At 72.9% G+C, this 20,151-nt stretch carries 24 protein-coding genes; 14 read left to right on the forward strand and 10 right to left on the reverse strand.

Features of this window, described 5'->3' with window-relative positions; translation table 11 throughout:
* Positions 1-15 precede the first annotated feature (15 nt).
* Positions 16-1,008, forward strand: coding sequence for a glucose-6-phosphate dehydrogenase (coenzyme-F420) (fgd, locus tag BM288_RS07300; protein ID WP_177220292.1), 993 nt, complete (start codon positions 16-18; stop codon positions 1,006-1,008).
* Positions 1,009-1,108: 100 nt separating this feature from the next.
* Here the strand turns inward: fgd and BM288_RS07305 are convergent, their stop codons facing one another.
* Together BM288_RS07305 and BM288_RS07310 are read right to left on the reverse strand one after the other, a co-directional pair.
* Positions 1,109-2,416, reverse strand: coding sequence for an FtsX-like permease family protein (locus tag BM288_RS07305; protein ID WP_092917322.1), 1,308 nt, complete (start codon positions 2,414-2,416; stop codon positions 1,109-1,111).
* Entirely contained in the window at positions 2,413-3,459 is a 1,047-nt protein-coding gene (locus tag BM288_RS07310; RefSeq protein WP_092917324.1) for an ABC transporter ATP-binding protein, read from the reverse strand. Before BM288_RS07310 ends, BM288_RS07305 begins: the two co-directional genes overlap by 4 nt.
* 146 nt (positions 3,460-3,605) lie before the next feature.
* Here BM288_RS07310 and BM288_RS07315 point away from each other — a divergent pair, with 146 nt between their 5' ends.
* The 3 genes from BM288_RS07315 to BM288_RS07325 all read left to right on the forward strand — a co-directional run bounded on the left by BM288_RS07315 (position 3,606) and on the right by BM288_RS07325 (position 5,368).
* Positions 3,606-4,439, forward strand: coding sequence for a CPBP family glutamic-type intramembrane protease (locus BM288_RS07315; RefSeq protein WP_092917326.1), 834 nt, complete (start codon positions 3,606-3,608; stop codon positions 4,437-4,439).
* 135 nt (positions 4,440-4,574) lie between these two features.
* Positions 4,575-4,946 (forward strand): VOC family protein, encoded by a 372-nt coding sequence (locus tag BM288_RS07320; protein ID WP_092917328.1) that lies wholly within the window; start codon positions 4,575-4,577, stop codon positions 4,944-4,946.
* Positions 4,947-4,999: 53 nt separating this feature from the next.
* Positions 5,000-5,368, forward strand: a complete 369-nt coding sequence (locus BM288_RS07325; RefSeq protein WP_092917330.1) for a VOC family protein — start codon at positions 5,000-5,002, stop codon at positions 5,366-5,368.
* A 56-nt stretch (positions 5,369-5,424) separates the two neighbouring features.
* On the opposite strand, the gene BM288_RS07330 is transcribed toward BM288_RS07325, so the two are convergent.
* Positions 5,425-6,120, reverse strand: coding sequence for a GNAT family N-acetyltransferase (locus tag BM288_RS07330; protein ID WP_092917332.1), 696 nt, complete (start codon positions 6,118-6,120; stop codon positions 5,425-5,427).
* Positions 6,121-6,182: 62 nt separating this feature from the next.
* Here BM288_RS07330 and BM288_RS07335 point away from each other — a divergent pair, with 62 nt between their 5' ends.
* A complete protein-coding gene (locus BM288_RS07335; RefSeq protein WP_318255397.1) occupies positions 6,183-7,145 on the forward strand; it encodes a nucleoside hydrolase in 963 nt (320 codons plus the stop codon).
* On the opposite strand, the gene BM288_RS07340 is transcribed toward BM288_RS07335, so the two are convergent.
* Positions 7,142-8,311, reverse strand: a complete 1,170-nt coding sequence (locus BM288_RS07340) for a MalY/PatB family protein (protein ID WP_092917334.1) — start codon at positions 8,309-8,311, stop codon at positions 7,142-7,144. The two genes, BM288_RS07335 and BM288_RS07340, sit on opposite strands and share 4 nt — an antisense overlap.
* Positions 8,312-8,480: 169 nt before the next feature.
* On the reverse strand, positions 8,481-8,978 hold the full coding sequence (locus BM288_RS07345; protein WP_092917336.1) for a beta-class carbonic anhydrase: 498 nt from the start codon (positions 8,976-8,978) through the stop codon (positions 8,481-8,483).
* A 36-nt stretch (positions 8,979-9,014) separates the two neighbouring features.
* Here BM288_RS07345 and BM288_RS07350 point away from each other — a divergent pair, with 36 nt between their 5' ends.
* Both BM288_RS07350 and BM288_RS07355 read left to right on the forward strand, forming a co-directional pair.
* The gene (locus BM288_RS07350) at positions 9,015-9,365 is read left to right on the forward strand and encodes a nucleoside triphosphate pyrophosphohydrolase family protein (protein WP_092917338.1); all 351 of its coding nucleotides are present in this window, start codon (positions 9,015-9,017) and stop codon (positions 9,363-9,365) included.
* 99 nt (positions 9,366-9,464) lie between these two features.
* Entirely contained in the window at positions 9,465-10,784 is a 1,320-nt protein-coding gene (locus BM288_RS07355; protein ID WP_092917340.1) for an FAD-dependent monooxygenase, read from the forward strand.
* 288 nt (positions 10,785-11,072) lie between these two features.
* On the opposite strand, the gene BM288_RS07360 is transcribed toward BM288_RS07355, so the two are convergent.
* Complete coding sequence (locus BM288_RS07360) at positions 11,073-11,483, reverse strand: NUDIX hydrolase (RefSeq protein WP_092917834.1); 411 nt, start codon at positions 11,481-11,483, stop codon at positions 11,073-11,075.
* 138 nt (positions 11,484-11,621) lie between these two features.
* On the opposite strand from BM288_RS07360, the gene BM288_RS07365 reads away from it, so the two are divergent.
* Positions 11,622-12,107: a DUF4442 domain-containing protein gene (locus BM288_RS07365; RefSeq protein WP_092917342.1), complete on the forward strand. Its 486-nt coding sequence runs from the start codon at positions 11,622-11,624 to the stop codon at positions 12,105-12,107.
* A 9-nt stretch (positions 12,108-12,116) separates the two neighbouring features.
* Here the strand turns inward: BM288_RS07365 and BM288_RS07370 are convergent, their stop codons facing one another.
* Complete coding sequence (locus tag BM288_RS07370) at positions 12,117-12,554, reverse strand: Lrp/AsnC family transcriptional regulator (RefSeq protein WP_092917344.1); 438 nt, start codon at positions 12,552-12,554, stop codon at positions 12,117-12,119.
* A gap of 90 nt (positions 12,555-12,644) precedes the next feature.
* Here BM288_RS07370 and ddaH point away from each other — a divergent pair, with 90 nt between their 5' ends.
* Together ddaH and rocD are read left to right on the forward strand one after the other, a co-directional pair.
* Complete coding sequence (gene ddaH, locus BM288_RS07375) at positions 12,645-13,544, forward strand: dimethylargininase (protein ID WP_404799687.1); 900 nt, start codon at positions 12,645-12,647, stop codon at positions 13,542-13,544.
* Positions 13,541-14,758, forward strand: a complete 1,218-nt coding sequence (gene rocD, locus BM288_RS07380; protein WP_092917346.1) for an ornithine--oxo-acid transaminase — start codon at positions 13,541-13,543, stop codon at positions 14,756-14,758. Before ddaH ends, rocD begins: the two co-directional genes overlap by 4 nt.
* Before the next feature lie 9 nt (positions 14,759-14,767).
* Here the strand turns inward: rocD and BM288_RS07385 are convergent, their stop codons facing one another.
* Positions 14,768-15,103, reverse strand: coding sequence for a transcriptional regulator (locus tag BM288_RS07385; RefSeq protein WP_318255399.1), 336 nt, complete (start codon positions 15,101-15,103; stop codon positions 14,768-14,770).
* Positions 15,061-15,729 (reverse strand): hypothetical protein, encoded by a 669-nt coding sequence (locus BM288_RS07390; protein WP_092917348.1) that lies wholly within the window; start codon positions 15,727-15,729, stop codon positions 15,061-15,063. The genes BM288_RS07385 and BM288_RS07390 overlap by 43 nt, the downstream gene beginning before the upstream one ends.
* 44 nt (positions 15,730-15,773) lie before the next feature.
* Between BM288_RS07390 and BM288_RS07395 the strand changes: the two genes are divergently transcribed.
* From BM288_RS07395 to BM288_RS07410, 4 genes are all read left to right on the forward strand, one after another.
* Positions 15,774-16,394: a hypothetical protein gene (locus tag BM288_RS07395; RefSeq protein WP_092917350.1), complete on the forward strand. Its 621-nt coding sequence runs from the start codon at positions 15,774-15,776 to the stop codon at positions 16,392-16,394.
* A gap of 71 nt (positions 16,395-16,465) precedes the next feature.
* Positions 16,466-17,701 (forward strand): sensor histidine kinase, encoded by a 1,236-nt coding sequence (locus BM288_RS07400; RefSeq protein ID WP_177220293.1) that lies wholly within the window; start codon positions 16,466-16,468, stop codon positions 17,699-17,701.
* Positions 17,701-18,408, forward strand: a complete 708-nt coding sequence (locus BM288_RS07405) for a response regulator transcription factor (RefSeq protein ID WP_092917354.1) — start codon at positions 17,701-17,703, stop codon at positions 18,406-18,408. Before BM288_RS07400 ends, BM288_RS07405 begins: the two co-directional genes overlap by 1 nt.
* Before the next feature lie 76 nt (positions 18,409-18,484).
* A complete protein-coding gene (locus tag BM288_RS07410) occupies positions 18,485-19,606 on the forward strand; it encodes a hypothetical protein (RefSeq protein WP_092917356.1) in 1,122 nt (373 codons plus the stop codon).
* Between the two features lie 56 nt (positions 19,607-19,662).
* Here BM288_RS07410 and BM288_RS07415 read toward each other — a convergent pair whose 3' ends face one another.
* On the reverse strand, positions 19,663-20,118 hold the full coding sequence (locus tag BM288_RS07415; protein WP_092917358.1) for a VOC family protein: 456 nt from the start codon (positions 20,116-20,118) through the stop codon (positions 19,663-19,665).
* Between the last annotated feature and the right edge of the window lie 33 nt (positions 20,119-20,151).

Raw genomic sequence — 20,151 nt, forward strand, 5'->3', positions numbered from 1 at the left:
GCTTGACTGAGCAGCATGCGGTACGGATACAAGGCCAGCGCCGAGCAGTTCTCGCCGAGCGAGCTGCTCGATCTCGTGCAGCTCGCCGAGCAGGTGGGCCTCGACAGCGCGTTCATCAGCGATCACCTGCAGCCCTGGCGGCACGACGAGGGGCATGCGCCGAACGCGGTCGCATGGCTCGGCATGGCGCTCGAGCGCACGAAGACGATCACGCTCGGCACCTCTGTGCTCACGCCCACGCTGCGCTACGAGCCCGCCGTCGTCGCGCAGCAGTTCGCGACCCTCGGGCAGGTGCACCCGGGCCGCCTCATCCTGGGCGTCGGCACCGGCGAGGCGCTCAACGAGCAGATCATCGGCGTCGAGTGGCCCGAGCTGAAGGAGCGCTTCGCCCGGCTGCGCGAGGCCGTGCGCCTGATCGACCGGCTCTGGCGCGAGGACCGCGTCGAGTTCGAGGGCGACTTCTACTCGACCTTCGGCGCGACCATCTACGACCGGCCCGAGACGCCCATCCCCATCTACGTCGCCGGCGGCGGTCCCGCGACGACCCGCTACGCCGCGCGCTCGGCCGCCGGCCACATCTGCACCTCCGGCAAGGGCGACGAGTACTACCGCGACACGATCGTCGCGAACCTCGAGGAGGGGCTCGAGAAGTCCGGTCGCGACTCGGGCGAGGTCGACCGCATGATCGAGATCAAGGTCTCGTACGACCGCGACGCCGATCGCGCGCTCGAGAACACCCGCTTCTGGGCGGCGCTCTCGCTCTCGCAGGAGCAGAAGCACGCCGTGCACGACCCGATCGAGATGCAGCGGCTGGCCGACGAGCTGCCGATCGAGCAGGTCGCGAAGCGCTGGATCGTGGGGGCGGATGCGTCGGCCGTCGCGGGCGCGATCGGCCACTACGCAGAGCTCGGGTTCACCCATCTGGTGTTCCACGGGCCCGGCCACGACCAGCGCCGCTTCCTGGAGCAGTTCTCGGAGGACGTGCTGCCGCTGCTGCCCGCTCGCTGAGCCGTGCGGCGCCGACTTGGGGCGGCTCCGGTGATCGACTGGCGAGTCACCCCGCCACTCACCCGCCGGAGCCGCCACTCGATGGGCGGCGCCGCTCGGCCTATGCCGGTACCGCCTCCGTCGCCACCCGCCGCACGAGCGGCAGGGCGCACGCCGTCGCGCCGAGCGTGACGACCACCGCGCCGACCGCCATCAGCGCCCACATGAGCACCGAGCTCGCGTTGCCGATCCACAGCATGAAGGTCGGCAGGATCAGCAGCAGCGCCATGCCTGCCGCGCCGCCCACGCCGACCAGCAGCGGCAGTGCCACCTGGCGCATGATCGCGCCTTGCATGACCGGCAGGTCGACGCCGAGCTTGTGCATCGCCTGGTGCTCGCGACGCTGGTCGAGCACCTTGGCCGACTGCGCGATGCCCGCGAGCACGGCGCCGAGCACCCCGGCGATCGCGATGGTCAGCGTGGCACCGGTGGAGATGTCGACCGCGAAGGGGTCGCCGGGCGCCGCCGTGGCGGGCGCGAGCGAGGCTGCGCCGCCGGCCATGACGGCGATCGACATCGCGCCAACGATGTTGAATGCACCGCGGGGGTCGTCGATCACGCGCCGGGCGGCGATCAGCGTCTCAGGGCGACGGGCGCCCTTGGCGACGAGCCACGCGATGCCCTGGATCACCAGCGGCCCGATGAGCGCGTACGAGAGCACGAGCACCGAGACCATCACGATCACGACCGACAGCTCGACCGGCACGACGTCGTAGACGACGAGCGCGAGATAGACGGCGACGACGGCCAGGAAGCCGCCGATGCGCCACAGCGACAGGCGCTTGCCGCGCACGCGCTGCGCGACGCCGAGCGGTGTCACGTGCACGCGGCGCAGCGAGGCGAGCGCCGCGACGAGCGCGACAGCCACGACCGCGCCGGCTGCCGCGAGCCACACCCAGACGGGCGGCAGCAGCTCGGCGACCGTGAACGGCAGTCCCTGGAACTCGATGCGGGCGATGCCAGGGGTGACGGCGAGCGCGAGCATGGCGCCGACGACGACGCCCACGAGCGCCTGCGCGACCGCGTCCAGCACGGCCATCACGCTCACCTGGCTGCGCGTCGCGCCGGCGAGCCGCAGGGCGGCGAGCCGGTCGTCGCGGCGCGCGAGCGCGAGCCGCACGGCCGCCTGCGCGAGCGTCCAGACGGCCGGCAGCAGCAGGGCCGCGGCGACGAACGAGAGGGTCAGCACGAGGGCGCCGTCGTCGGGGGCGACCGCGCCGGTCTCGAGCCGCAGCCGGAACGCGTTCACGCCGCCCAGCACCGCCAGCAGCGCGGCGGTCGCGAAGGCGAAGGCGATCGCGCTCAGCATGTCGGTCGCGCGTGGGCCGGTGGCGCGCAGCAGGCGCGCCCAGAGTCGCACGGCGGTCATCGCGGGTCTCCGAAGCTCTCGGCGCCGGTGCCGCTCGGCGCGATCCACTGCTGCATGGGGTTCGCCACCCGCTGCTCGCCGCGCGCCATGCCGTAGGAGACGGGCGTCGGCACGAGCGGGGCGGATGCGCCGGTCGGCGCCCCGTAGTTCGGCGCCCCGTAGGGCGCGGGGTGCGCGGCGGCCTTCGCGCCCCAGCGCACGGGCTCGGGCTCGGCCGGCGCTGTGGCTGCGGCAGAACCCGGCGCCTCCTGCGCCTGCGCCCGTGCGTACGCCTGCGCCTGCGCGTGCGGCTGCGCCTGCGGTGCGCGCTCCGCTGCCTGCGGCTGCTGGAGCGCCCCCGGCGCGGCGTCGCCCGGCCCGTCGCTGACGATGCGGCCGTCCTCGAGGCGGATGACGCGCGAGCAGGCGGCAGCCACCTCGGCGTCGTGCGTGACGACCACGAGCGAGGCGCCGTGGCCGAGCGTCGCGCCGATCAGCAGCGCCATCACCGCCTGGCCGGTGGAGCGGTCGAGCGCCCCGGTGGGCTCGTCGGCGAAGACCAAGCCCGGGTCGCCGACGAGAGCGCGGGCGATCGCGACGCGCTGCGCCTGCCCGCCCGAGAGCTCGCCGGGACGCCGGTGCAGCATGCCGCCGAGGCCCAGCCGGTGCAGCAGTGCCCCGGCGGCCGCCTCCGCGCCCGAGCGCAGACCGCCGCCGAGCATGAGCGGCAGTGCGACGTTCTCGATCGCGGGCAGCTCGGGCAGCAGCTGGCCCGACTGGAAGACGAAGCCGAAGTCGCTGCGGCGCAGCTTGGTGCGCTGGCTGTCGCGCATGGTCGCGAGGTCGCTGCCGCGCCACACGACGCGGCCCGCGTCCGGGGCGATGATCCCGGCGAGCACGTGCAGGAGGGTCGACTTGCCCGAGCCCGAGGGGCCCATGATGGCGACCGCCTCCGGTCCGTTCGCGCCGATCGTGAGCGAGAGGTCGGCGAGCGCCGGGGCGGCCGAGTCGCCTTGGCCGTAGGTGTGCGTGAGCTGGTGTGCGTCGAGTCGATTGGTCTGCATGCTCCTATCTGACTGCCTGCAGGGCCGCCGTGGGGCGCCTTTGCATCGCTCGGGCGACGCAGGATCATCCGCTCGGATGACGGCGGGCCGCCCCTGCGCGGAGCGGGCGGGCGGATGTGCAGCCGCACCCTCCGTAGGCTGGTCTCGTGACGATCGCCGCCGCAGACGCCCCCACGCGCCCGATCGCCATCGTGCCCGCCGCGCTCGTCACGCTCGGAGCCATCCTGCTGTTCTGGGTGCTGACCGACTGGGGCTACCTGCCGCTGGTCGCTGGCGTGATCGGCGGCATCCTCACCGACCGCGCCGGCGCATCCCGCAAGCTCGGGCAGGATCTCTCGCTCATCGCGATCGCGCTCACCTGGATCAGCTTCATCTCGCTGCACGCCGACATCTCGAACGCCGGCATCGCCCGCTTCGCGATCGCCCTCGGCGGCGCCGTGCTCATCCCGTACGCGATCACCCGCTGGGGCTTCAGGGACCGCGCGATCCGCTTCCCCTGGAAGGGTGGCCGCTGGACGAAGCGCATGTGGACGTACATCGTCATCGTGGTGCTCGCCGCCTACCTGATCCTGCCGTTCTACTTCCTCACCTCCGGCGTCTACCGCAACTGGCCGCCGGTGGCGGAGTGGGACATGATCGCCAGGCTCTTCATGGGCGTGAACGCAGTGGGCCTGTGGGACGAGCTGTTCTTCATCTGCACCGTCTACACGCTGCTGCTGCGCCACTTCCGCCCCTGGCTCGCCAACATCCTGCAGGCGGGCATCTTCGTGTCGTTCCTGTGGGAGCTCGGCTACCAGTCGTGGGGCCCGCTGCTGACGATCCCGTTCGCGCTCGTGCAGGGCGCCATCTTCTCCTGGACGAAGAACCTCTTCTACGTGGTCACCGTGCACCTGCTGTTCGACGCGGTCGTCTTCCTCGTCATCGTGCACGCGCACCACCCCGAGGCGCTGCCGATCTTCCCGCTCATCGGCGCCTTCTGATCGAGCTCGGCTCCTGATCTCAACGTGCGAGGTGTGCATTCGCCGCGATATCTGCGCCGAACCCGCACCTCACACGTTGAGATTCCCGGATGCGGTGGGTTCCGTCCGCGAGCGGCCTCGCGTAGCGTGCGGCGCATGGCTATCGCACGCAACCCCATGACCGTGATCGACTGCCCCGACCCGCAAGGGCTCGCCCAGTTCTACGGAGCGATGCTCGGTTGGAGCGCAGAGCCCGACAGCGACGAGGGCTGGGTCACCATCAGCAACGGCGGCGGCCGGGAGCTCAGCTTCCAGCGGGTCGACGACTACCGGGCGCCCGACTGGCCGGGGCAGCAGGTGCCGCAGCAGCTGCACATCGATGTCGACGTCGACGATCTCGACGAGGCCGAGGCGGCCGTGCTCGAGCTGGGTGCGACGAAGCACGACCAGCAGCCGGGGCAGACCTTCCGCGTCTTCCTCGATCCGGCCGGCCACCCGTTCTGCCTGGTCAAGCCGAGCGCCCTCTAGCCGGGGCGCGTTCGCCTCTGGCGCGTGTGGGCGGGCACGCGTAGCGTCCGGGCATGGCCATCGCACGCTACCCATCGCTCGTCATCGACTGCCCGGATGCTCCCGCGCTCGCGCGGTTCTACGGTGCGATGCTCGACTGGCCCGTCTCGACCGGGTCGGACGGGCAGGACACCTGGATGGAGATCCGCGCCGACTACGGCCAGATGGTCTGCTTCCAGCAGGTCGACGACTACCGACCGCCGGTGTGGCCGTCGCAGGAGCATCCGCAGCAGATGCACCTCGACGTCATCGTCGATGACCTCGACGAGGCGGAGGCCGCCACGCTCGAGCTGGGCGCGACGAAGCACGAGCAGCAGCCGGGGGAGACCTTCCGGGTCTTCCTCGACCCGGCGGGGCACCCGTTCTGCCTCTGCATCAGCTGATCTTCACGGGTCGAGCCGGAGCCGGCCGCAGTGCTGCCCGGAGTCGAGGCCACCACCTACGGCAGCGCGACGGCGGTCTGCGTCCCCAGTCGCGTGAAGCCGAGCCGCTCGGCGAGCCGCAGCGATGCCTCGTTGCCCACGCGGCACCGCCACTGCGCCACGAGGCCGGCGTCGATCGCCTCGCACATCGCCCTGGCGGCGGCCGAGCGGCCGTAGCCGCGCCCCCGCTGGTCAGGCGCGGTCGCGACCCCGAGGTGGGCGATCGTGCCGTGCCAGTGCTGATAGCCGGCGACCGCCGCTGCGCCGTCGCGCTCGTCGCGCACCGCCCAGCGCCGCTCCATCGACTGCACGCCGGCTTCCTCCCACTCGTCCTCAGGCACCGCGGCCCCGACCGAGGCGACGTCGAGTGAGGTCGCCTCGGCCACCTGGTGCTGCGGGTGGGCGGGCCGCGCGCCCGCGAAGAGCAGGTGCGCCGTGCCAATCGCGCGCGAGCCGGGCAGTGCCGCGGCGATCGCGTCGGCGTCGCGCAGCGCCCACGCGGGCAGCGCGGCGAGCACCGCCTTCGCGCTCGGCGGGGTGGCGATCACGGTCGCGGCACCCAGCTCGAGCACGAGCACCGCGTCGAGGTCGGCCCGCTCCACGCGCGTGATGCCGGTGCCCTCGAGCGCGGACGGCGCGGTGCCGAGCGCCTCCGCCCAGGCGGCCCGCAGCCGCGCGCCATCGCGCTGGGGCACGTCGGGATCGCCGAGCATGCCCTCAGTGTCGCCCTCGCTCGCGGTCGGCGGAGGAGGCGCGCCCGCCCTAGGCTCGATGCGTGACCACCGTGCCTGCTGCGACCACCGTGCTCCTCGATGTCGACACCGGCATCGACGACGCGCTCGCCCTCTTCACCGCCGCCCTCTCGAACCAGATCGACCTGGTCGGTTGCACCGTCGTGTGGGGCAACGTCGACGTCGAGCAGGGCGCGCGCAACACCTCCGAGGTGCTGCAGCTGGCTGGCCACGGCGACGTGCCCATCGCGATCGGAGCGGCCGGCCCCCGCAACGGGCTGCCAGCGGTCTTCTCACCCGAGGTGCACGGCGAAGACGGGCTGGGCGGATGCGCGGACACGGCCCACGTGCCGACGCTCGCGTCCGAGAGCGCGGTCGAGCTGCTGCTGCGGCTCAGCCACGAGCACGCCGGAGCGCTCGAGATCGTCGCCGTCGGCCCGCTCACGAACCTCGCCGCGGCCCTGGACGCCGACCCGACCCTGCCGGAGCGCATCCGTCAGGTCACGATCATGGGCGGCGCCGCGCTCGCGCCCGGCAATGTCAGCGAGACCGCCGAGGCGAACATCTGGCACGATCCGGAGGCCGCGCAGGTCGTCTTCGACGCGCCCTGGGAGCTCACGATGGTGGGGCTCGACGTGACGATGACCTCGCTCATCACCGACGAACACCGCGCGCGGCTCGCCGCCGGCGGCGCGATCGGCCGGTTCAGCGACCGCATCCTCGACTACTACCTCGCCTACTACGAGGGCTTCTCGGGCGAGCGCGCCTCCGGCAATCACGACGCGCTCGCGCTCGCGGTCGCGACCGGCCTCGTGAAGACGACGCTGTCGCCGCTGGTCGACGTGCACGTCAACTGCTCCGACGGTGAGGCGCGAGGGCGCACCGTCACGACGCTCGAGGGCGCGTGGGGCCAGTGGCCGGAGCAGCCGGGCGCCCGCCACCGCGTGGTGATGGAGGTCGAGCCGGGCTTCGAGGAGCGCATGATCGACCTGCTGGCCAGCGCTTAGGCGATCGCGCCCATCCGCTTGACGGCCGCTTCGATGACGTCGGGCCGGGTGCCGAGGTTGAAGCGCACGTGGTTCTCGCCGCCGGTGCCGAAGGCCTCGCCGGCGTTGAGCCCGACGCGCGCCTGCTCGAGGAAGGCCTTCGCCGGCCCGGCCGACAGCCCGACGTAGCCGGCGTCGGCGCGCGAGTGCGGATCGGCGACGCGCGTGCCCGTGCAGTCGAGCCAGGCGAGGAAGGTCGCCTCGCCGGGTCGCCACGCGATCGACGGCGCGTGCTCGGCCAGCAGCCGCTGCAGCAGCGCGCGGTTCTCGCGCAGACCGCCCAGCACGTCGTCGAGCCAGTCGCGGCCCTCGTCGAAGGCGGCGACGTGCGCGATGGTGGCGAGGTGGGCCGGCCCGTGGCTGACGACCTCCGCCATCGAGCCGAGATCGGCGCCGGTCTCGGCACCCCCGACGATGAGGGCGGTGCGGAGGCCCGCGAGGTTCCAGGCCTTCGAGGCGCTCGTGATCGAGAAGCCGCGCGGGTCGACGCTCCAATAGGGCGTGAACTCGGCGTCGAACAGCAGCGGCGCGTGCACCTCGTCGCTGATCACGCGCACGCCGTGCCTGGCCGCGAGCTGCGCCACCGCCTCGAGCTCCGCGCGCGTGTGCACGGTGCCGGTGGGGTTGTGCGGGTTGCAGATGAGCAGCACCGCGCCCGCTTCGGCCGAGGCGGCGAGCGCCTCCTCGATTGCCGCGAGGTCGAGCCGCAGGTCGGCGCCCAGCGGCGCCTCGACCACCTGGCGCTCCGCGTGCACCGAGTAGGCGTGGAACGGCGGGTAGACGGGGCTCGTGACGATCACGCGACCGCTCGCCGGCGTGAGCAGCCGGATCAGCTCGAACACCCCCATCATCACGTCGCTCACCAGCACCGTGCGCGGCACGTCGACCGTCGCACCCCACCGGTCGTGCGCGAAGCGCGCGAACGCCTCGGCATACCCCGTGCCGAACGGGTACCCGGTGTCGCCGCGCAGCATCGCGTCGTGGACGGCCCTCGTGACCGCCTCAGCCGGCAGCACATCCATCTCGGCCACCCACATCGGCAGCACGTCGGGCTCGAAGAAGCGCCACTTGATGCTGGTGCGCTGCCGGAGGTCGGCGAGGGGCACCTGCTCGAACGGGTTCGTCATGGCCCCATCCTGCCGTTGCAGGTCAAGGCGGCGCCATAGGCAGAGCGGATGCGCGGGCGCGGCTCACTCGTCCGTCAGACGGGCGCGTGGTCGGTGAGCGCCGATAACCGCGTTGCCGAACCAAGGAGCCGTCTGACGAACGGGGTGCGTGCAACGCGAGCGCGCCGGCTCAGGCGACCTGCTGCATGAGCCCCGTGTCGACGTCGTAGAGGAAGCCGCCGACCTGCGCGCGGTCGCCGATGAGCGGGTGCGAGCGCACGCGGTGCACGTCCTCGATGATGGCGAGCTCCTGGTGCTCGATCGCGCCCAGGTCGAGCCACGCGGCGTCGGTGCCCGCCGACTCGCTGATCTCGGCGAGCAGCGCGCGCTCCGACTTCGAGGCCATCGCGCAGCGGGTGTGCTGCACGAGCAGCACGCGGTCGACGTTCAGCAGGTGCACGCTCAGCACGAGCGCGACGAGGGTGCGCTCGGTCGCGCGGCCGCCCGGGTTGCGCAGGATCTTCGCGTCGCCCGGCACCAGCCCGACCATGCCGAGCGGGTCGAGGCGGGAGTCCATGCAGGTGACCATCGCGACGCCCGACTTCGCGACGCCGTCGAAGCCCTGCAGGGCGAAGGTGTCGGCGAAGTCACGGTTGTGGGCGAGCAGGTCGTCGAAAGCATCTTCCATGTTCAAGAATCTAGCCTGCGTGCGACCATGGGCCGCATGGAGATGCGCGCCACCGCCCAGCAGATCGACGCGATCTCGCGCCGCTACGCCGAGATCTACGGGTTCGAGCGCAGCGCCGACTGGTTGGTGCTCAAGCTGCAGGAGGAGGTCGGCGAGCTTGTGCAGGCCTATCTCGCCAAGACAGGCAGGCAGCGCGACAAGGGCCACAGCCCGGAGGAGATCGACCGCCGCTACGCGCTCGAGCTCGCGGACGCGGTGGGCATGCTGCTCGCGCTGGCGGAGGCCACGGGCGTCGACATCGAGCAGGCCATCGACGACAAGTGGCTGGTCTGGGATCGGCGCGGGTCACAGCGCGCCGGCGAGGCCGACGCGCCCGAAGCAGAGTGAACGGCTCCCGTGCGCGGAGACGGCGCACGGCGCTGGCGTCGCGGCCGAGCTCCGCAAGGACCTCGGCCAAAAGCTCCAGCGCGCGTTAGCCTCGGTGGCATGACGCAGACCGCCATCATCGTCGGTGCAGGACTCGGCGGGCTCTCCGCCGCCCGCGGCCTCGAGGCCGCCGGCTGGCAGGTGCGGGTGCTCGAGGCGGCCCCGCAGGTGCGAGCCCTCGGCGCCGGCATCTCCATCACCGAGAACGGCCTCAGCGCGCTCGACGAGCTGGGCGTGGGCGACGCGGTGCGTGAGCGCGCGGTTCGCTCGCTGCCCGAGGGCATCTACACCGACCAGGGCTCGCCCCTGCAGGAGGACTTCCACGCCGACTCCAGCGCCGTGCACGCCATCCACCGCGGCACGCTGCACGAGATCCTGCGCGGCGACCGCGAGGTCGAGACCGGCATGCGCGTGGTCTCGGCGACGGATGCGTCCGGCGGCGCCCGCGCGTCCGTCACGATCGAGCACGGCGCGGCCGACCCCGATTCGACCGACGCTCGCAGCGAGCGCGAGCGCCGCGCCGATCGCGTCCGCGGCACCAAGCTGGGCCGCCGCATCCACCGCGTGCTCGAGCCGGGTGACGACCCCATCGACCGCAAGGCCGAGCGCCGCGCCTCGAGGGATCAGGTGCGCGCAGTCCGCGACGCGCGCTTCGAGACCCTCGAGGCCGACCTGGTCATCGGCGCCGACGGCATCGACTCGGCCGTGCGGAAGGCGCTCTGGCCGAAGGCCCGCACCGACTACTCCGGCGCCACCACCTGGCTCGGCGTCGTGCAGGCAGAGGCCGACTCGCCCGCCGGACCGCGCATGTACCTGGGCCGCGGCGCCGAGTTCGGCATGGAGCCGATCGACGGCGGCCGCGTCTACTGGTGGGGGATGGCCCTGGCCCGCATGGGCGGGCACGCCGAGGACGAGATCGCGGCGGCGCAGCGGCAGTTCGACGACTGGGCGCCGGAGGTGCGCGACCACATCGCGGCGACGTCGCAGGCGGGCATCATCCGCCGCGACCTGTGGTCGCTCGCCACCCGGCTGCGCAGCTACCACCGGCCGGGCGTCGTGCTGGTCGGCGACGCCGCGCACGCGATGCTGCCCACGCTCGGCCAGGGCGGCAACAGCGCGTTCGAGGATGCCGCGACCCTCGGCATCCTGCTCGAGGACCATTCGCTCGAGCAGGCGCTGGTCGAGTACGACCGCGAGCGCGTCGAGCGCACGCAGCGCTTCATGGCCGTCGCCGAGCGCATCGCGCGCACGAACACGCGCATGCGCAGCCCGCTGCTCGTGGCTGCCCGCAACGGCCTGCTCAACCTGACGCCGGCGCTCGCGACCGAGATCGCCGGCGACTGGATGCTCGCCTGGCGCTCGCCGCGCCACACGAGCTGAGGCCGACTGCCACGGCGGGCGGATGCGCTCGGTTGCGGTTGGGGGACAGGCACTCTCAGCAGATGGGTAGTTCTCCCCATCGACGGTTCCTAGGGAGTGGGCATACCGTGAATGCACAGCCCGGCTGGGGCCCCGCAAGGGGAAATCGGGCTTTGACAGGGTCCGAGCGCTTCGGTGATCGGATGCAGAGGGAGCCTCGCTACATGGACGAGGCATTGCACGGCGCTTCGGTGCTGTCCTACTTTGCAAGGTGGGTCCGATCGTGATGGTCGGACCCCCTTCGCATATCTACCGGCGAGAGCGTTCGCCCAGCAGCAGCGGGAACACGAGCTCGCGGTTCAGCGGCGCCTCCGCCTCATCGTCGATGCCGACCGCCGGGTCGATCCAGCGCACCGCCTCGATCTCCGCCCGCGGCTCCGGCGCGATCGGGTCCCGGGTGCGGAACACGCTCGCCCGCAGTGCGAAGCCCGCTTCGTTCGCCGCCCGGGTCTCGAACTCCCCCATCGACTCGATGCGGTCGAGCCCGATCTCGACGCCCAGCTCCTCCTGCACCTCGCGCACGGCGCACTCGGCCGCGCTCTCGCCGGTCTCGGGCTTGCCGCCCGGCAGCATCCAGCGATCGGTGCCGCGCTTGCGCACCGTCAGCACCGCGCCGTCGGCGCGCTCGAAGCAGATCGCCGACACGATGATGACGCTCATGCGGCCAGGGTAGAGCGGCCAGCGCGGGCCGCGCGACCGCACGCGTGCCATGAGCGCGGCGCGCGAGACGACGCATCCGCTGTGCATCGTCTACAGGCGGTGCATCACCCCTGCGCCGGCCGGGCTAGCGTCGCACCCATGCGCCTCCCCACCTGGCACCAGCTCAGTCACGACGCGCGCGCGACCAAGGCGGTCATGAACCTGTGGCCGCCCTACCGCTTCGCGGGCATCCGCATCGAGCGGATGTCGAGCGACTTCCGGCACGTGCGCGTGCGGCTCGGCTTCCACCCGCTGACGCGCAACTACGTCGGCACGCAGTTCGGCGGCTCGCTGTTCTCGATGACGGATGCGTTCTGGATGATCATGGTGCTGCGCAACCTCGGCGACCACTATCTCGTCTGGGACAAGCGCGGCGAGATCGAGTTCCTCAAGCCCGGCAAGGGGCCGGTGCGCGCGGAGTTCCACGTGACGGATGCGCTGCTCGACGAGCTGCGCGAGGGCACCTCGGGTGGCGCGAAGGTACTGCGCTGGGTGGAGACGGCGATCCGCGACGAGGCCGGCGAGACGGTCGCGATCGTGCGCAAGCAGCTCTATGTGCGGCGCAAGCAGCGCGCCGCGGCGTAGACCCGCAGCTCAGCCCGCGTGGCGGCTGATGAGCTTCGACAGCAGGATCGCCGAGGTGGTGTGATCGACCGAGGCGGCAGCGCGCACCTTCTCGAGCGCCTCCTCGAAGGCGATCACGTCGCGCGCGCGCATCATGACGATCGCGTCGGCGGTGCCGGTGACGGTGCTCGCCTCGATCACCTCGGGCACGCCCGAGAGCATCCGCTTGAGGTCGGCGGGGGAGACGGTGCCGCGGCAGAAGAGCTCGACGTAGGCCTCGGTGGCGAGGCCCTCGACCTTCGGATCGATCTGCACCGTGAAGCCGCGGATGACGCCGTCGGCGATGAGCCGGTCGATGCGCCGCTTCACCGCGGAGGCGGACAGCCCCACCTCGGCGCCGATGTCGGCGTAGCCCGCGCGGGCGTTCAGTCGCAGCTGATCGATGATGCCGTGGTCGATGCGGTCCATCTGCACGAATGTACGGCCATCACTGTCGATTCGCAACAAACATGCGCGTCGACCCCACCGATTGCGTCGAATCGTTGCGACCATCGAAGCATGCACCAGGAGACGACCGCCGCGCGCCCGGAGACCACGGCACACACAGCGACCACGGCCCACACTGAGACCATGACCAGCGCCGCGACCGATCCGACCCGCACCCCCGTCCACAAGACGGTGCTGATGTGCCGACCGGAGCACTTCACGGTCACCTCCACGATCAACGTGTGGATGGATCCGTCGAAGCCCACCCGCACCGACGTCGCTCTCGCGCAGTGGCAGACGCTGCACGACGCCTACACGCGGCTCGGCTACGACGTCGAGCTGATCGACCCGATCGACGGCCTCGACGACATGGTCTACGCGGCCAACGGCGGCTTCACGCTCGACGGCAAGGCCTACGGCGCCAAGTTCACCTACGCCGAGCGCATCCCCGAGGGCCCCGCCTACATGGAGTGGTTCGGCGCGAACGGCTTCGAGGTGCACGAGCCCGAGCACGTCAACGAGGGCGAGGGCGACATGCTGCTCTCGGCCGGCGCCATCCTGGCCGGCCATGGCTTCCGCACCAGCCTCGACTCGCACGACGAGCTGCGCGGCATCTTCGACCGCGAAGTCGTCAGCCTGCGTCTGGTCGACCCGCGGTTCTACCATCTCGACACCGCGATGGCGATCCTCGACGGAGACAACATCGCCTACCTGCCGGCCGCGTTCGACGACGCCGGCCGCGCGGAGCTCGAGCGCCGCTACCCCGACGCCATCCTCGTGGACGAGGCCGACGCATCCGTCCTGGGCCTGAACTCGTTCGGCGACGGCCGCACCATGGTGATCGCCCAGCGCGCCACCGGCTTCGAGCGCCAGCTGCGCTCGCGCGGCTACGAGACCATCGGCCTCGACCTGTCGGAGCTGCTGCTGGGCGGCGGCGGCATCAAGTGCTGCACGCTCGAGCTGCGCCGATGACGGACACAGTGAGCACGACGACGGCCGCCGCGATCGACCAGGTCGAGGCGCACGCCGCGCACAACTACCACCCGCTGCCGGTCGTCGTCGAGACAGCGGCGGGCGCCTGGGTCACCGACGTCGACGGCCGCCGCTACCTCGACTGCCTCGCCGCCTACTCGTCGATGAACTTCGGCCACGGCAACCCCCGGCTGCTGGCGGCCGCGCACGCGCAGCTCGACCGGGTCACGCTCACCAGCCGCGCCTTCCACTCGGTGGCGCTCGGCCCCTTCGTGGAGGCGCTCGCGGCGCTGGCGAAGAAGGACATGGTGCTGCCGATGAACACCGGCGCCGAGGCGGTCGAGTCGGGCATCAAGGTCGCCCGCCGCTGGGCGTACCAGGTGAAGGGCGTGCCCGCCGGGCAGGCGGAGATCATCGTGATGGAGGGCAACTTCCACGGCCGCACCACCACCATCGTGTCGTTCTCGGACGACCCGGATGCGCGTGAGGGCTACGCGCCGTTCACGCCCGGCTTCGTGCGCGTGCCGTTCGGCGATGTCGCAGCGCTCGAGGCCGCGATCACGCCGAACACGGCCGCCGTGCTGCTCGAGCCCATCCAGGGCGAGGCCGGCATCAACGTGCCCCCGGCCGGCTACCTGCAGGCGGTGCGCGAGCTCACCGAGCGCGAGAATGTGCTCTTCATCGCCGACGAGATCCAGTCGGGCCTGGGGCGCACGGGCGCGACCTTCCAGTGCGACAACGAGGGCGTCGTGCCCGACGTCTACCTGCTGGGCAAGGCGCTCGGCGGCGGCGTCGTGCCGGTCTCGGCCGTGGTCGCGAACCGCGACGTGCTGGGTGTGCTGACGCCCGGCTCGCACGGCTCGACCTTCGGCGGCAACCCGCTCGCGGCGGCGGTCGGGCTCGAAGTGGTGCGGATGCTCGAGGAGGGCGAGATGCAGGCTCGCGCCCGCGAGCTCGGCGCCCGGCTGCACGAGGGGCTGCGCGAGCTGCTCGGCCACGGCGTCACCGCGGTGCGCGGGGTGGGCCTATGGGCAGGCATCGACATCGACCCCGCCGTGGGCACGGCGCGCGACGTCTGCATGCGGCTGCTGGAGGCCGGCATCCTCGCGAAGGACACGCACGGCCAGACCGTGCGGCTGGCGCCGCCGATCGTGATCGACGAGGCCGACCTCGACATGCTGGTGCGCGAGTTCCGCGCGGCCGTCGGCGCGTAGCCGCGCGGCTCAGCCCAGCAGCTCCAGCAGCGCGCGCCGGTAGTCGCGGAACGCCGCCCTGCCCTCGAGCGTGATGCCGATCGAGGTGACCGGGCGCTTGCCCGCGAACGCCTTCACGATCGTGACGTAGCCGGCCGCCTCGAGCTTGGCCAGGTGCGTGGTGAGGTTGCCGGCGGTCATCGTCAGCAGCTCCTGCAGCCGCGGGAACGTGACGGTGTCGCCCTCCTCGAGCAGGTCGTTCAGTGTCGTGACGATCCGCAGCCGGGATGGCGCATGGATGACCGGATCGAGCTCCCCCATCGTCATGCCCGCGGGGACGAGGCGATCGAGCGGCCGAGCATCCACGCGAAGGCGAGCATCAGGCCGCCGCCCATGATCGCGTACAGCAGCAGGTGGTGCGGGGCGCCGACGAGCGTGGCGACGATGGCGAGCACCGCGATCGCGAGCCCGAAGTAGAACTGCGCGTACGATCGGGTCATCGCCGAGCCGACCATGTAGATCACCCCGGCGATCAGCACGAAGGCGCCGACATAGAGCAGCGCCGCGGTGGCCGCGTCGATCTCGACGTGGGCGCGCAGCGCGCTGAGGAACAGCCACATGGCGACGAACGCGGCGGCGGAGGCAAGCCCGTAGAGCTTGCCGGCCGTCGTCGATGACCCCTGCACACCCCGGCCCATCCGCATGCCGGTCACGGTCGAGACGGCGATGCCGAGCGCGATGGCCGCGCCGAAGAGCCACCACTCGAGACCTGCCGACAGTGTGAAGAGCGGATTGCCACCGTCCTCGCCGCTCCACAGCGCGAGGAAGCCGACGATCCACGCGAGCGCCCAGCCGACGAGGATGATACGCACGCCGCGCGACTGCGAGCGCTGCACCGTGGTGCGCTGCGCCGACATGAGCTCGGCCATGCCGCGCGCATCGAGCGGCTGCTCCTCCTCGGGGAGCGGCTGCGGGTTCCGGTCGGCGTCCATGCTTAGAGTTTGCACCGCAAAGTAGTTTGTGTCAAGGTCGGAAGATGAGCAGTGCCGCCGACCGCACCCCCGAGCCCGCCTGGCTGCAGCGGCTGCCCGAGCCGCAGCGCCGCCGCATGCGCGAGGGCAGCCACCATGCCGACCCGCGGCGCGTGGGCGCATCGATCGCCATCGGCGGCGGCCTCGTCTTCGCCTGCTCCTACGGCGATGGCGCGGTGGCCGAGCCGTGGCTGAGCGTGCTGCGCATCGCTGCGGTCGCGCTCGCGGCGCTCTGCGTCTGGCGGCTGTTCTTCGCGCCCGCAGCGCTCGGCGCACCCGCGACCCCGCACCGCTTCGCCTGGCTGCTCTACCTCGGCTCCGTCGCGGCGATGCTCGCGGGCATCGCCGCGGGGCGAGCGCTGCTGGCAGGCATGGATGCCGAGCACGCGGCGGGCTCGTGGATCGCCGTGTGCGTCGGTGCGCACTTCGTGCCGTTCGCGTGGGCGTTCCGAGAGCGGATGCTCGCCCGGCTCGGCCTGTTCGTCGCCGGTCTCGGGGTGGTCGGCGTCGCGCTCGCGCTCACCCTCGGCGAGCCGTGGGGCGAGCTCGGTGCGATCGTCGCCGGCCTGGCGCAGCTGGGGACGATCTCCGCGTGGGCGATGGGCGCACGGCGCGCACGCGGCTGACGCCGGAGTCCGCTCGCCGCTCACCCGAGCGGGCGATGCGGCCTCCAGGCGCGCGTGCGACCCTGGGGCGCATGCCCACCCTCGAGCCGGTCGCCCCGGCGTCGGCGAGCGCCACGCCGCTCGCCTCCGCCGCCGAGCGCCCGCGCCGGCTCGGGCTGGTGCTGGCGCTGCTCCTGACGGTGACGATGCTGCCGCTGTCGGTCGTGGTGCTGCTGCAGCCCGCCGCGCAGCTCACGCCGCCGCCCGCCGTGCTCGCCGCGGTGCTGGCCGTGCTCGCGGTGCTGCACGCCGCATCCGTCGCCGCCCATCGCCTGCCGCGCGCGGGCTTCGTCGTCGGCAGCGCCGCGATGCTGGCGCTCGCCCTGCTCCCGCTCGCGGGCGGCGTCGCGGCGGCGATGCTGCCCTCGTCGCTCGCGTTCCTGCTGCTCATCGCGCTCGCGGCCGGGCACCCGGATGCACCGGCCGGCTGGGGAGCGCCGATGCGCTGGGGTGCGCTCGCGGTCGGTCTGGCGGGCAGCGCGCTGATCACCGCGGTGCACATGGTGCGCGCAGGCCGCGACGAGCCGCTCGTCTCGCTCGGCGAGCTGCTGGGGCTGGCGGCGATGGTCGTCGCCGCCTGGCTGGGGGGGGCGCTCGATCGCTCGCGCCGGGAACGCGCCGCCGAGGCCGAGGCGGTGCGGCTGCGGCAGGCGATCGCCGCCGAGCGCACGCGCATCGGCCGCGACCTGCACGACGTCGTGGCGCACTCGCTCACCGTGATGGTCGCGCAGGCCGAGGCCGCGATGCTGCTCGCCGAGACCGACCCCGGGCGCAGCCGCTCCGCCATCGATCGGGTCGCGAGCACCGGCCGCGACGCGATGCAGGGGCTGCGCGGCATGGTGCGGGTGCTCGACGACGGCGGCCCCGCCGAGCGCGAGCCGGCGCCCGGCATCGACGGGCTGGCCGCGCTCGTCGCCGGTGCGGCGAGTCCGAGGCACGACACCGCCTTCGCCGAGCGCGGCGAGCGCCGACCGCTGCCGCCCGACGCCGAGCTCGCCCTCTACCGCGCGGTGCAGGAGGCGCTCACGAACGCCGTGCGCCACGTCGCGCCGCCCGTGCGCATCCGCGTCGAGCTGGTCTGGGGCGATGCGGATGCGGTGGTCACCGTCATCGACGACGGCGGCAGCGGTCGCTCGTCCGGTGGGCAGGGCGCCGGCACCGGACTGGTCGGCCTGGCGGAGCGCCTGCGCCAGGCCGGAGGCGACCTGGTCGTCTGGCGCGATCGCGGCTGGAGCATCAGGGCGTCCGTGCCGACGGGGGAGCCGTGATGGAGGCGAGCGCAGCTGCGCCGACACCCGCGCCGAGCGGACGGGACGGTCCCGTGCGCGTGCTGGTCGTCGACGACCAGGAGCTGCTGCGCGACGCCCTCGCCACCATGATCGAGACCGACGCCCGCCTCGAGCTCGCCGGCACCGCATCCGATGGTCTCGAAGCCGTCGAGGCGGTGCGATCCGGGCTCGTCGACGTGGTGCTGATGGACATCCGCATGCCGCGGCTCGACGGCATCGCCGCGACCGAGCAGGTGCTGCGGCTGCGGCCGGGCGTGCGGGTGCTGGTGCTGACCACCTTCGACCTCGACGAGTACGTGCTCGCGGCCGTGCGCGCCGGCGCGAGCGGCTTCCTGACCAAGGACGCCCGGCCGGCCGAGCTGACTGCCGCGATCGTCGCCGTCGCCGCCGGCGACGCGGCCGTCTCGCCGCGCGCCACCCGCACGCTGCTGCGGCACGTGCACCAGCAGCCGGTCGCCGAGGCCGAGGCGGCGCTCGCGCCGCTGAGCCCGCGCGAGCGCGAGGTGCTGCGCGAGCTCGCCAGCGGCGCCTCCAACGAGGAGGTGGGCCGGCGGCTGTTCCTGACGACGAACACGGTCAAGACGCACGTGAAGGCGATCCTCGCCAAGCTCGGGCTGCCCGATCGCATCCACGTGGTGATCTGGGCCTACGAGCACGGCGTCGCGGGCCGCAGCGCCGACGCCTGACCCTCACCCGCGCGAGCGATGCCGCCCGCTCCGGCGGGCGAGGCGGCAGGCCCCGGCCCGAACCTAGCGTCGGAGCATGATCACCGAACCCCGCGCCCAGAACCCGGCCCGCCCCGCCGGCGATCGCGAGCCGCTCACCCGGCGGATCGCCCTCCCGGCAGCCGCCGTCGGCGCCGCCGGCATCGCGACCGCCGGGCTGCTCGGCATGCTGCTGCCGCACATCGACCCCTTCGGCACCGGCATGCCGGGCATGCTCGGCTTCGTCGGCGAGCACGCCTCGACTGTCGAGACCGCGATCGGCATCCTCGCGCTGCTGGTCGTCGGGCTCCACCGCGCGATGCCGCGAGCGCTCGCGCAGGTCGCTGCCGGCCTGCTCGGCCTCGCCGCCGCCATCAGCCTGCCCGGCTCGGCGATCGCCGGCGCCGGCTACCTGCTGGCGCTCATCGTGGTGGTCGCGCTGCCGGTGCTGCTGATCGCCCTCTCGCTCCGTCACCCCGCGGTGGGCGTGCCGCTGCTGGCGCTGCTGGTCGGCGGTCTCGCCGCGGGCGAGCTCACCGGCGCGTTCCCGGTCAGCGCGTTCCTCGGCGTCTTCGCCGGCGGCATCGCCGGCGTCTGGCTGACGCTGCTCGCGACCGCCTCCCACACCCTCGCCGGCCTCGCCCTGCTCGCGCTCGCGGTGCCCGTCCCGGGCACCAGGGTGGCGGATGCGGTGCGTCGCGCGCGCGTGCCCGTCACCGTCGTCGCGGCGCTGTGCGCGCTGCCCTACGTGGTCGCGCGCGCGTCGTGGCTCACGCCCTGGCCGCTGCTGGGGCCGGGCCGCGAGGTGCTCGACGCTCAGCCGGGCACGATCGTCACGGGACTGCTGCTCGGCACGGCCATGCTCGTCGGCGGTGTGCTCACGCTCGGGCTGATCCTGCGGTGGGGCGAGCGCTTCCCGCGCTGGGTCCCGGGTGTGGGCGGCCGGCCGGTGCCGGTGCCGCTCGCGGTCGTGCCCGCGCTGCTGGTGGCGGTGCTGTTCGCCGTCGGCGGTCCCGGGCTCGCCGGCCTGGGCAGCGCCGCGCAGCAGGTCGGCGCGCCCGCCATCGAGGCGGTGACGATGCTGCTCGTGTTCCCGTTCTGGCTCTGGGGACCGCTGCTGGCGGTCGCCGCGTGGGGCTACGCGCTGCACCGTCGCGAGACGGCACGGCCGCGCCCGTGACGACGAGCTCTCGGCCGCCCGCTCAGGCCGAGCCGTCGGCGCCGCTCGGGCCGCGCCTACGGCTCGGGCGTGACCCGCATGGGATCGACCGCCTCGGTCGCCCCCTGCTCCACCTCGCCCATGTCGGGGCTGATGAGGCCCAGCAGGTTGCCGTCCGGGTCGTGCAGGTAGCCGAGCCGGCCGACGCCGGGCACGTCCGCCAGATCCATCTGCGACGTCGCGCCCAGCTCGAGCCCCTTCGCGAAGAGCTCGTCGACGCGGTCGGTGCCGATCACCAGGTTGGCGCCCGTGATGGGCGAGCCCGGCGCGGGCGCCGGACCCTCGCGCTTCGTGAGGCCGCCGTTGATGCCCCAGCCGGGCGTGTCCAGCTGCACCGAGCCCTCGCCGGTCTCGATGGTCCAGTAGTCCATGCCAGGGACCGGCGCGAACGTCCAGCCGAACAGCCCGGAGTAGAAGTCGATCAGCCGCTGCGGCTCGCTCGCGTGGATCTCGAAGTGGACGACGAGGCTCATACCGGCTCCTCTGCTCGCGGGTGGCTGCCTTGA

The sequence above is a fragment of the Agrococcus baldri genome, from assembly GCA_900114805.1.
Taxonomy (GTDB): Bacteria; Actinomycetota; Actinomycetes; order Actinomycetales; family Microbacteriaceae; genus Agrococcus; species Agrococcus baldri.

Excerpts from the sequence above, each read along its gene's own strand:
- BM288_RS07365 (WP_092917342.1), top strand. The coding sequence starts at position 11,622 with ATGCGCCTCCCCACCTGGCACCAGCTCAGTCACGACGCGCGCGCGACC.
- BM288_RS07395 (WP_092917350.1), top strand. The coding sequence starts at position 15,774 with ATGAGCAGTGCCGCCGACCGCACCCCCGAGCCCGCCTGGCTGCAGCGG.
- BM288_RS07390 (WP_092917348.1), bottom strand. The coding sequence starts at position 15,729 with ATGGACGCCGACCGGAACCCGCAGCCGCTCCCCGAGGAGGAGCAGCCG.
- BM288_RS07320 (WP_092917328.1), top strand. The coding sequence starts at position 4,575 with ATGGCTATCGCACGCAACCCCATGACCGTGATCGACTGCCCCGACCCG.
- BM288_RS07415 (WP_092917358.1), bottom strand. The coding sequence starts at position 20,118 with ATGAGCCTCGTCGTCCACTTCGAGATCCACGCGAGCGAGCCGCAGCGG.
- BM288_RS07340 (WP_092917334.1), bottom strand. The coding sequence starts at position 8,311 with ATGACGAACCCGTTCGAGCAGGTGCCCCTCGCCGACCTCCGGCAGCGC.
- BM288_RS07310 (WP_092917324.1), bottom strand. The coding sequence starts at position 3,459 with ATGCAGACCAATCGACTCGACGCACACCAGCTCACGCACACCTACGGC.
- BM288_RS07345 (WP_092917336.1), bottom strand. The coding sequence starts at position 8,978 with ATGGAAGATGCTTTCGACGACCTGCTCGCCCACAACCGTGACTTCGCC.
- BM288_RS07350 (WP_092917338.1), top strand. The coding sequence starts at position 9,015 with ATGGAGATGCGCGCCACCGCCCAGCAGATCGACGCGATCTCGCGCCGC.
- BM288_RS07370 (WP_092917344.1), bottom strand. The coding sequence starts at position 12,554 with ATGGACCGCATCGACCACGGCATCATCGATCAGCTGCGACTGAACGCC.
- BM288_RS07405 (WP_092917354.1), top strand. The coding sequence starts at position 17,701 with ATGGAGGCGAGCGCAGCTGCGCCGACACCCGCGCCGAGCGGACGGGAC.
- rocD (WP_092917346.1), top strand. The coding sequence starts at position 13,541 with ATGACGGACACAGTGAGCACGACGACGGCCGCCGCGATCGACCAGGTC.
- ddaH (WP_404799687.1), top strand. The coding sequence starts at position 12,645 with ATGCACCAGGAGACGACCGCCGCGCGCCCGGAGACCACGGCACACACA.
- BM288_RS07325 (WP_092917330.1), top strand. The coding sequence starts at position 5,000 with ATGGCCATCGCACGCTACCCATCGCTCGTCATCGACTGCCCGGATGCT.
- fgd (WP_177220292.1), top strand. The coding sequence starts at position 16 with ATGCGGTACGGATACAAGGCCAGCGCCGAGCAGTTCTCGCCGAGCGAG.
- BM288_RS07400 (WP_177220293.1), top strand. The coding sequence starts at position 16,466 with ATGCCCACCCTCGAGCCGGTCGCCCCGGCGTCGGCGAGCGCCACGCCG.
- BM288_RS07355 (WP_092917340.1), top strand. The coding sequence starts at position 9,465 with ATGACGCAGACCGCCATCATCGTCGGTGCAGGACTCGGCGGGCTCTCC.
- BM288_RS07330 (WP_092917332.1), bottom strand. The coding sequence starts at position 6,120 with ATGCTCGGCGATCCCGACGTGCCCCAGCGCGATGGCGCGCGGCTGCGG.
- BM288_RS07410 (WP_092917356.1), top strand. The coding sequence starts at position 18,485 with ATGATCACCGAACCCCGCGCCCAGAACCCGGCCCGCCCCGCCGGCGAT.
- BM288_RS07305 (WP_092917322.1), bottom strand. The coding sequence starts at position 2,416 with ATGACCGCCGTGCGACTCTGGGCGCGCCTGCTGCGCGCCACCGGCCCA.
- BM288_RS07360 (WP_092917834.1), bottom strand. The coding sequence starts at position 11,483 with ATGAGCGTCATCATCGTGTCGGCGATCTGCTTCGAGCGCGCCGACGGC.